The organism is Sporosarcina sp. USHLN248, assembly GCF_037144575.1.
GTDB lineage: Bacteria > Bacillota > Bacilli > Bacillales_A > Planococcaceae > Sporosarcina > Sporosarcina contaminans.
Genome location: NZ_JBBCZC010000073.1, coordinates 1 through 8,831 on the forward strand (window position 1 = coordinate 1; position 8,831 = coordinate 8,831).

General features: G+C 42.1%; 11 protein-coding genes and 1 rRNA gene. All 12 read left to right on the forward strand.

Annotation, left to right across the window (positions count from 1 at the left end; all coding sequences use genetic code 11):
• The first annotated feature begins 28 nt into the window (after window positions 1-28).
• The 12 genes from rrf (at window position 29) to rsmI (ending at window position 8,658) form a co-directional block, all read left to right on the forward strand.
• A 5S ribosomal RNA gene (rrf, locus tag WFH04_RS17590) occupies window positions 29-143 on the forward strand.
• A 441-nt stretch (window positions 144-584) separates the two neighbouring features.
• Window positions 585-1,046, forward strand: a complete 462-nt coding sequence (locus tag WFH04_RS17595; protein WP_336825541.1) for a hypothetical protein — start codon at window positions 585-587, stop codon at window positions 1,044-1,046.
• A gap of 344 nt (window positions 1,047-1,390) precedes the next feature.
• Window positions 1,391-2,830 carry an aminotransferase class I/II-fold pyridoxal phosphate-dependent enzyme gene (locus WFH04_RS17600; protein WP_336825543.1) on the forward strand — a complete coding sequence of 480 codons (1,440 nt, stop codon included), beginning with the start codon at window positions 1,391-1,393 and terminating at the stop codon, window positions 2,828-2,830.
• Window positions 2,824-3,462: a dTMP kinase gene (tmk, locus tag WFH04_RS17605; RefSeq protein ID WP_336825545.1), complete on the forward strand. Its 639-nt coding sequence runs from the start codon at window positions 2,824-2,826 to the stop codon at window positions 3,460-3,462. The genes WFH04_RS17600 and tmk overlap by 7 nt, the downstream gene beginning before the upstream one ends.
• Window positions 3,463-3,683: 221 nt before the next feature.
• Window positions 3,684-4,013 carry a cyclic-di-AMP receptor gene (locus WFH04_RS17610; protein ID WP_336825547.1) on the forward strand — a complete coding sequence of 110 codons (330 nt, stop codon included), beginning with the start codon at window positions 3,684-3,686 and terminating at the stop codon, window positions 4,011-4,013.
• A gap of 18 nt (window positions 4,014-4,031) precedes the next feature.
• A complete protein-coding gene (locus WFH04_RS17615; protein WP_336825549.1) occupies window positions 4,032-4,472 on the forward strand; it encodes a YaaR family protein in 441 nt (146 codons plus the stop codon).
• Between the two features lie 51 nt (window positions 4,473-4,523).
• On the forward strand, window positions 4,524-5,528 hold the full coding sequence (holB, locus tag WFH04_RS17620) for a DNA polymerase III subunit delta' (RefSeq protein ID WP_336825551.1): 1,005 nt from the start codon (window positions 4,524-4,526) through the stop codon (window positions 5,526-5,528).
• Complete coding sequence (locus WFH04_RS17625) at window positions 5,521-6,348, forward strand: PSP1 domain-containing protein (protein WP_336825553.1); 828 nt, start codon at window positions 5,521-5,523, stop codon at window positions 6,346-6,348. Before holB ends, WFH04_RS17625 begins: the two co-directional genes overlap by 8 nt.
• 13 nt (window positions 6,349-6,361) lie before the next feature.
• The gene (yabA, locus tag WFH04_RS17630; RefSeq protein ID WP_336825554.1) at window positions 6,362-6,718 is read left to right on the forward strand and encodes a DNA replication initiation control protein YabA; all 357 of its coding nucleotides are present in this window, start codon (window positions 6,362-6,364) and stop codon (window positions 6,716-6,718) included.
• 65 nt (window positions 6,719-6,783) lie between these two features.
• On the forward strand, window positions 6,784-7,533 hold the full coding sequence (locus WFH04_RS17635; protein ID WP_336825556.1) for a tRNA1(Val) (adenine(37)-N6)-methyltransferase: 750 nt from the start codon (window positions 6,784-6,786) through the stop codon (window positions 7,531-7,533).
• Complete coding sequence (locus tag WFH04_RS17640) at window positions 7,517-7,786, forward strand: GIY-YIG nuclease family protein (RefSeq protein ID WP_336825558.1); 270 nt, start codon at window positions 7,517-7,519, stop codon at window positions 7,784-7,786. Before WFH04_RS17635 ends, WFH04_RS17640 begins: the two co-directional genes overlap by 17 nt.
• Window positions 7,783-8,658 (forward strand): 16S rRNA (cytidine(1402)-2'-O)-methyltransferase, encoded by an 876-nt coding sequence (gene rsmI / locus WFH04_RS17645; protein WP_336825560.1) that lies wholly within the window; start codon window positions 7,783-7,785, stop codon window positions 8,656-8,658. The genes WFH04_RS17640 and rsmI overlap by 4 nt, the downstream gene beginning before the upstream one ends.
• Window positions 8,659-8,831 lie beyond the last annotated feature (173 nt).

Consider the following 8,831-nt stretch of genomic DNA (forward strand, 5'->3'; position numbering starts at 1 on the left):
TTTTGAATGAACAAAATCATTCACATAGTCTGGTGGCGATAGCGAAGAGGTCACACCCGTTCCCATCCCGAACACGGAAGTTAAGCTCTTCAGCGCTGATGGTAGTGGGGGCTTCCCCCTGTGAGAGTAAGACGTCGCCAGGCAAAGGCCATTCCCTGTGGGGAATGGCTTTTTTTGTGCGTTTAATAAGCAAACTTTTGATTTGTCTATTTCATTTCCTTCGATAGTTTTGCGACCTAACAAATCTTTTTCTTTTTTGAACCCTGCATTTATAAAGGAATAAATTTATAGGGGGCTGAATTATATTCATGTTGAATCGTAATTACATTGTTTTACGGATAGTTAAATAAGACCTTATTATCTATCACAACAAAAATGGTTATAGAAGCTCTTATGTATTCTCCTGAATGCAAGAAAGACTTTTCTTTCCTCATTGTGGAAAGAGTTCCTTTAGTTCATTATAGAATGGTAGGAGCATTAGGTTCCTCGTAATATACGGTCCGAAGAATTAAGGGGAGTGGTATCGCATAGCGTTTGTTGACGAAGAACAAACCGCTTTCTCCGAGCATATTGTGCAACGCCTTATGGTAGATGAGATGATTTCCTATGAATTAGTTCCTGCCAATGAAGCGAAAGAGCTGTTGACCGACCAGGAGGTGCAAGGCATTGTGATGTTAGAGAAAGGAATTGCAGAAAAGCATCGAAATGGCGAAATTGCCGTTTATTTTCAACCTTCTCCGGGCATGCCGACTGCACCTCTCATCGAACAGCAAGTAATTCAGATTTTGAACAGCATCAATATTTACGCTGCTGCAGTAAAGGTCGGCAGCGACTATCTGAACGAACAATGGGAGACTGTCTATAGCAAGCTTACCGAGAATGAAGGACTGCTTCCAGCATGGACTGAACAAAGATCAATCAATTTCGCTGGAAATTCGATGATCGGAGTTTCCTACAGCTCCACTGGTTTCTCCATTATTCCGGTGTCTCAGCTTGTTGACAAACGCTCGCATACTGCGTTGCTCGTCTCGCTCGTCCCCTCATGAACCTTAAGTTCTATTCGGGTCTTCGCTCGACTTCACGCGGGCTCACAGGAAGCGAGTCATGCAACCGTTGCCAATCGAACGGCGAGGGGTTCGATTTGCCGTATTTCTGCGTTCTTTGCAGAAATTAGGGCACCTCTAGGACGTGGCGTTCTTAGGTTGCCTTCCTTGACAAGCGTTTTCAAGCCAAGCTGGGCAAACACCTATCTCATGACTACAAACCTTAAAAGACTGTAGACAAAGTAAAAAGATACTTTGTCTACAGTCTGTGACACCGGAGATTTCCGGTGTCTTTTTATACTTCCTCCTCTATAATAGGAAGTGCGTAAAGGAAGTGGAACGTTAAAATGAAGCAAGAGAACCGTCCGCTTGTGCGGGCTTTACAAACTTTTAAGAGTCAGGAACCAATATCATTTCACGTACCAGGGCACAAGCATGGTCTTCTATCAGACTTGCCGGATGAATTGGGAAAAGCTTTAACTTATGACGTTACAGAATTGTCCGGATTGGACGACCTCCATGAGCCAGAAGGCGTTATCCAGGAAGCTGAAGAACTTCTTTCAACACTTTATCAATCCAACCAAAGTTTTTTTCTTGTCAACGGTTCTACGGTAGGGAATTTGGCGATGATCTATGCTACTTGCCAAGCGAATGATACGATTATTGTTCAGCGCAATGCACATAAGTCAATTTTCAATGCGATTGAATTAACAGGCGCTCGTCCTGTGCTACTTTCTCCTCCGTGGGATGAATATACACGGACACCGGGTATACTGACGCTATCACAAGTAAAAGAGGCATTAGTAGCATATCCAGATGCGAAAGGAATTGTTTTAACGTACCCTACTTATTATGGTGTAGTGGGTGAAGGACTTCGAAAGATTATTGAACTTTGCCATGAACGTTCTATTCCGGTACTCGTAGATGAGGCGCATGGAGCGCACTTTATCGCTGGTCGATCATTTCCGGATTCTGCTTTGGAGGCCGGGGCAGATGTCGTTGTCCACTCCGCACATAAGACATTGCCCGCGATGACGATGGCATCTTATTTACATGTGAAGTCAAATATAGTATCGGTTGATAGAATTGCACATTATTTAACGATGCTTCAATCAAGCAGTCCTTCCTATTTATTAATGGCATCGTTAGATGATGCGCGTGCATATGTGCAATCCTATACACTTGAGGATGAAAGGTATTTCATGAATACACGGAAGTTTTTTATAGACAAATTGCGCGAACTACAGAATATTGAGGTGGTCGAGACCGACGATCCATTAAAATTATTGATCCGCAAAAAGGGATATTCAGGGTTTTCTATCCTATCAGAGTTTGAAAAGCAAGGCATTTTCGCTGAGCTTGCGGACCCGTTTCAAGTGTTGCTCGTCTTGCCATTATTGAAAGAGAAGACAAATTACATGTATGAAGAAAGCGTGGAAAGGATTAAAAGGGCAGTCCGCCGATTAAATGAAAAAGATATGGAAGAAGAGGCGGAGGTTATTTTATTAGATGAAGGCATTTCCACACTGTCTTACCCGATTCAAGAGTTGAACGGTATGAAAAAGGAATGGCGCCCAATGGACCAAGCGGAAGGCTGTATTGCTGCATCCTCGATTATTCCTTATCCGCCGGGCATCCCTTTATTAATTGGTGGTGAAAGGGTAACTGAAAAACATATTAAAAGGCTCGAACAGTATCTTCGTTTACAGGCGAAGTTTCAGGGAGCTATTCGAATAGAAGAGCGGCAAATAGAAGTAGCCGTTATAGATGGAGGCATATCATGTTGAAAAATGGGGTATTTATTACCTTTGAGGGGCCGGATGGTGCAGGAAAAACAACTGTGCTTGGCGAAATAGTAAAGAGGTTGGAAGAGAAGGGTGTTTCAGTCGTAGCAACTAGAGAACCAGGTGGCATCCGGATAGCTGAAAAAATTCGGAATGTCATATTGGATAATGAACATCAAGAAATGGATAGCCGGACAGAGGCCTTGCTATATGCCGCTGCGCGCAGACAGCACTTGGCAGAAAAAGTTCTGCCGGCATTGCAAGAAGGAAAAATCGTCCTTTGCGATCGTTTTGTTGACAGCTCGCTTGCCTATCAAGGAATGGGGCGTGGATTAGGAATGGATGAAGTCATGTCCATCAATGCTTTTGCAATTGATGGCACAATGCCGGATCTGACAATATACTTTGACATCACTCCGGAAGAAGGGCTGCAAAGAATTGGTAAAAACGAGGCACGTGAACAAAACCGCTTGGACAACGAAAGCATGCGCTTCCACAAAAACGTCTACGAAGGCTATCAAAAGCTGTTAAAACAATATCCAAAGCGCATCATCTCAGTAGACGCTACAAAACCGTTATTAGAAGTAACAGAAAACGTATGGAAAATCATAAGTGCCCAACTCAACCAAGAGTGAAAATCATGATATAATAAACAAAAGCGAAGGGAGGCGTATAGCTCCGACAGGCGTTGGAAGACTTAAAATAAAGGCGCTTTATGCCTTTACTATTAAGTCTGAAACGACCCGAGGAGCTGCTGCCTCTTGCAGTGACTTAAAGAAGGAGCGAGTTACTCCACTTTAATAACAGTTCTAAATTACTATCGTTAACATAAAATGATTAAAAAGGAGAGATTACCGTGAAATTGATTGTGGCAGTTGTACAGGACCAAGATAGCAACCGATTATCTGCGGCTTTAACGAAGAATGACTTCCGGGCAACAAAATTAGCGAGTACCGGAGGATTTCTTAGATCTGGAAACACAACTTTTTTAATCGGGACAGATGATAGCTTAGTGCCAAAGGCAATGGAGCTTATAAGGGAAAATTGTCGTTCACGGGATCAGATGGTAGCACCAGTTTCTCCGATGGGTGGAAATGCGGATTCTTATATCCCTTATCCGGTGGAAGTAGAAGTTGGCGGGGCGACAGTATTTGTTCTTCCAATTGAACAATTTCATCATTTTTGATGAATGAGGTGAATGGAAATGAAAGTAAATAGCGATTATCGGACCGGCATGGAGAAATTGAGGAATGATCCTTTACGGTCGCAGCAGAATGGTGCAAAATTCGGCAACATGGTACTGAAACATGGCGAGCGCCTTCATGGCGAGCAAATTACAAGACTATTAGGTGATATTTCTACTGCTGGAGATCGACTTGCCCGTTCTCGTAATTTGAGAGATATGGCTAAATTTAAAATGCTTGTCCGTCGCTTTTTACAAGAGGCTGTAGAATCAGGGATGTCTTTGAAACAATCCCATACTTGGAATCAATATGGAGAAGGCCGCAGACTGAAAATTGTCCAAACAATTGATGAGAAACTTATCGAATTGGCGGAAGCCTTGTTGAATGAAGAGCAAACATCAATTGATTTATTAGATAAAATTGGTGAAATCAAAGGGCTTCTTATTAATTTATATACATGACCCGTGTTTTTGATAAACACGGTTTTTTTACAACAAAGAGGAGGTGTCAGCTTGGAAAATAGGAAAAGAGATATTCAATCCCGTCAAAAAGTAGCGATTGATCGGCTACGCACTTCTTTTCTTAATAATCGGATTGCCCATGCTTACCTATTCGATGGAGAAGCAGGAACAGGAAAAGAGGAGGCTGCAATTTATTTTTCCAAGCTGCTTTTATGTGGACAGCCTACAGAAGGTGTTCCATGTGAAACATGCCCTTCTTGCCGAAGAATTGAAACAGGTATTCATCCGAACGTTACGATTGTTCGACCAGATGGACAAGATATTAAAAAAGAACAGATGTCTTCATTAATTATGAAAATGACGAAAAAAGGATACGAGGCAGGTAGAAAAATATATATCATTACACAAGCTGAGAAAATGAATACGGCTGCTGCAAATACATTGCTTAAATTTTTGGAAGAGCCAGATGGCGAAGTGACAGCAATTCTTACAACAAATTCATACCAAACGATCCTTCCTACAATTCAATCTCGGTGTCAGCGGATCAACTTTCTTTCTCCGCAGAGGGAGGATATGATAGAAGAGCTTGTAAGACGTGGCATTACAGCATCGATGGCGGCTTCAGTAACTTCAATTACTGCGGATATTGAGCAGGCAAATGAACTTGCTCAGGAAGATCAGTTTGCACACATTAGAAAAACAGTGTTAAAATTGATTGAAGCATCGGATCGCAATGTAAATGAGGCGCTTCTGTTCATCCAATCGGAATGGGTGTCAACATTGAAGGAAAGAGAAGATATTGAAATGGGTCTAGATTTGCTTCTCTATGCCTTCCGTGATATCGTTGCGATAAAGGCGGGATTACCGTCAACATTGACTTTCCCTGACCAGCAACAAGTTTTCAACAATATGTCGATGAAAATGACCTATAGCCGATTATCTGAAAATATGGAAGCGGTTTTACAGGCGAAAAAGAAGTTAAAAGGCAATATGAACCGCACCCTTTTGATGGAACAATTGGTGCTCAATTTGCAGGAGGGGTTAACGCTTGTATAAAGTTGTAGGTGTCCGCTTTAAAAAAGCGGGTAAAATATATTATTTCGATCCACTCGATTATCTACTTAATGTAGGGGATTATGTTATCGTAGAAACAGCACGTGGCATCGAATATGGTAAAGTTGCAAGTCATGTGAGAGAAGTTGAAGAAAATGATATCGTCTTACCATTAAAAAAAATCATACGCAAAGCGCTCGTTGAGGATCAGGTGATTGTCGAAGAGAATCGTCTCGAAGCAGAGATAGCTTTTGAAAAATGCGTAGATAAAATCCGTGAGCACGGATTGGAAATGAAACTGGTGGACGTTGAATATACATTTGACCGGAATAAGATTGTCTTTTATTTTACTGCTGAAGGAAGAGTTGATTTCCGAAATCTTGTCAAAGACCTTGCCGCTATTTTTAGGACTCGGATTGAATTGAGGCAAATCGGCGTAAGGGATGAGGCAAAAATGCTTGGCGGTATTGGACCTTGTGGCAGAATGCTTTGCTGCTCGACATTTTTAGGGGATTTCGAGCCTGTCTCGATTAAAATGGCGAAAGATCAAAATCTTTCCCTCAACCCTTCGAAAATTTCAGGGCTATGTGGTCGTCTCATGTGTTGCCTGAAGTATGAGAATGACGAGTATGAAAAAGCGAAAGAGCTCATGCCGGACATTGGCGAAAAAGTTCAAACGCCGGAAGGTCCAGGAAAAGTAGTCGGGTTAAATTTATTGGAAAGGGTTTTACAAGTCAGTTTGACTGAGCATGAGCAAACATTAGAATATGCTTGGGAAGAAATAGCAGGTCGTGAAGAAACGATTGCTCAATTGACGAAATAACGAGGTGAACAAGTTGAAAGAAGGGAACTTTCTCGATAGAGTAATGGATTTTGAACAGCAATTAGAATCCATCCATGAGCAATTCCGGGATATTATAGGATTTGTAGCAAAGTTGACGGAAGAGAACCATTCACTTCAACTAGAAAATCACCATCTCCGGGAGCGGCTAAATGAGCTGGATAAGGTGCATGCATTGGATGCACAACACCCACCCGAAAAATCGCATAAGGTTGATATCGGTGAAGGGGTAGACAATTTAGCGAGAATATATAATGAAGGATATCATGTTTGCAATGTCCATTACGGCAGTAGCCGAAAAGGGGAAGACTGTCTGTTTTGCCTCGCTTTCCTAAGCAAACAAAATGTGTGATTTTTAATAAATATTAAGGGGCCGATCAACAGGATCGGCTCCTTTGTTCGTAAAAGGAGATAAAAATGGAGATAAAGTTAAAAGAGGACGAACGGTTGGACTATTTATTGGCGGAAAACTTGCGGATTATCCAAAGTCCCTCTGTATTTTCATTTTCATTAGACGCTGTGCTTCTCGCAAAATTTGCTTATGTGCCAATACGTGCCGGTAAAATCGTAGATCTTTGTGCAGGAAACGGGGCAATCCCTCTTTTTTTAAGCGCACGCACAAAAGCCCATATAACTGCAGTTGAACTACAGGAAAGACTTGCCGAAATGGCGAATCGGAGTGTTGAATACAACGGATTGGGCATGCAAATTGAAGTGCGACAAGACAATGTTGTTGGAATTGCCTCGAAAATTGGGTATGAAAAATATGATACAGTCACTTGCAATCCTCCTTATTTTCCTGCGATCGATGCGAGCGAAAAAAACATTCGTGAGCACGTAGCAATTGCAAGGCACGAAATTCATTTAACTCTTGAGCAAGCGGTGCAATCAGCTAGCGAACTGCTCAAACAAGGCGGAAAAGCTGCATTTGTCCATCGTCCGGGCCGCTTATTAGATATTGTAACTGCTATGCGAGCAAACCGTTTGGAGCCTAAGCGGATTCGCTTCGTTTATCCAAAAGAAGGGCGTGAAGCGAATACTTTGCTAATTGAAGGCATTAAGGACGGCAAGCCTGATTTGAAAGTCTTACCGCCGCTATTTGTTTATGGTTCGGATGGTGAATATACCGAAGAAGTGAGGCAACTGTTATATGGAGAAGAACAGTAATCATGTGTTTTACGTATTGGAATGCAATGATGGCTCGTACTATGCAGGTTATACGAATGATTTGGAAAAGAGGGTACGAGTCCATAATGAAGGAAAAGGAGCAAAATATACACGTGCAAAATTGCCCGTTCGCTGTATTTTTCATGAAAAATATAATACAAAAAGAGCTGCCATGCAGGCAGAGTATCGTTTTAAACAGTTAACGAGAAGAGCTAAGATGCAGTATATCCGGGAGGGAAAAACAGGCGAATGAAATCACAGAAAAGCACGAATGCGACGAGTGCAAAATTGTTTTTGGTCGGTACGCCGATCGGAAATTTGGAAGATATGACGTACAGGGCAATTCGGATATTGCAGGAGGCTGACGCTATCGCAGCAGAAGATACCCGCAATACGATTAAATTATGTAATCATTTTTCAATTAAAACCCCACTCATTAGCTATCATGAACATGAATTGGAAAAAGGGGGAGAACGGATACTTTCCATGCTTTCTGAAGGAAAGACGATTGCTTTAGTGAGTGATGCAGGAATGCCTTGTATTTCCGATCCAGGATATGACATTGCTGTGAAGGCGATAGCAGAAGGATATGATGTCGTACCGGTTCCTGGAGCAAATGCTGCAATAAGTGCATTAGTTGCATCAGGCATTGAAACACAGCCTTTCACGTTTATAGGGTTTGTTCAACGTAAGAAAAAAGAGCGACTTGAACAATTGGAGCAACTGAAAATGCGTGAGGAAACATTAATTTTTTACGAAGCCCCGCATCGTTTAAAGGAAACTTTGAAAGCATTGTTGGACACATTCGGAGGAAAGCGGAAAATTGCTTTAGCGAGAGAATTGACGAAGCGCTACGAAGAGTTTTTAAGAGGGACATTGAATGAGGCTGTACAGTGGGCAGCAACGAATGAAGTGCGAGGGGAATTTTGTATCATAGTAGAAGGTTATCAGGGAGGCTATGAAGAACAAACTGACTGGTGGAAAGGTTTGAGCATACGAGCGCATGTTGAAGTCGTAATGGAGAAGGACGGAATTCCTTCTAAAGAAGCTATTAAATGGGTGGCAGCCGAGAGAAGGCTGCCGAAACGTGATGTTTATCAAGCATACCATATAGAAAATGAGTAATGAAAGGGGCTGTCCAATAAGTCCCTAAAATAGAACAGGTGGCGAAAAACGAATCGTTTTTCCGCCACCTGTTCTTGTATTTTTCTCATTTAATACTGAAAGTAGCTCGCGGATGCCGGCCACTTTCAGTAGATTGTGGGCCAATGCCACAATTCCGAATTCCGTATGCACCT

What these genes read in the sequence shown, in the direction of transcription:
- WFH04_RS17595 (WP_336825541.1), top strand. Translation starts at nt 585, where the DNA reads ATGGTAGATGAGATGATTTCCTATGAATTAGTTCCTGCCAATGAAGCG.
- WFH04_RS17615 (WP_336825549.1), top strand. Translation starts at nt 4,032, where the DNA reads ATGAAAGTAAATAGCGATTATCGGACCGGCATGGAGAAATTGAGGAAT.
- WFH04_RS17600 (WP_336825543.1), top strand. Translation starts at nt 1,391, where the DNA reads ATGAAGCAAGAGAACCGTCCGCTTGTGCGGGCTTTACAAACTTTTAAG.
- WFH04_RS17635 (WP_336825556.1), top strand. Translation starts at nt 6,784, where the DNA reads ATGGAGATAAAGTTAAAAGAGGACGAACGGTTGGACTATTTATTGGCG.
- rsmI (WP_336825560.1), top strand. Translation starts at nt 7,783, where the DNA reads ATGAAATCACAGAAAAGCACGAATGCGACGAGTGCAAAATTGTTTTTG.
- WFH04_RS17640 (WP_336825558.1), top strand. Translation starts at nt 7,517, where the DNA reads ATGGAGAAGAACAGTAATCATGTGTTTTACGTATTGGAATGCAATGAT.
- tmk (WP_336825545.1), top strand. Translation starts at nt 2,824, where the DNA reads ATGTTGAAAAATGGGGTATTTATTACCTTTGAGGGGCCGGATGGTGCA.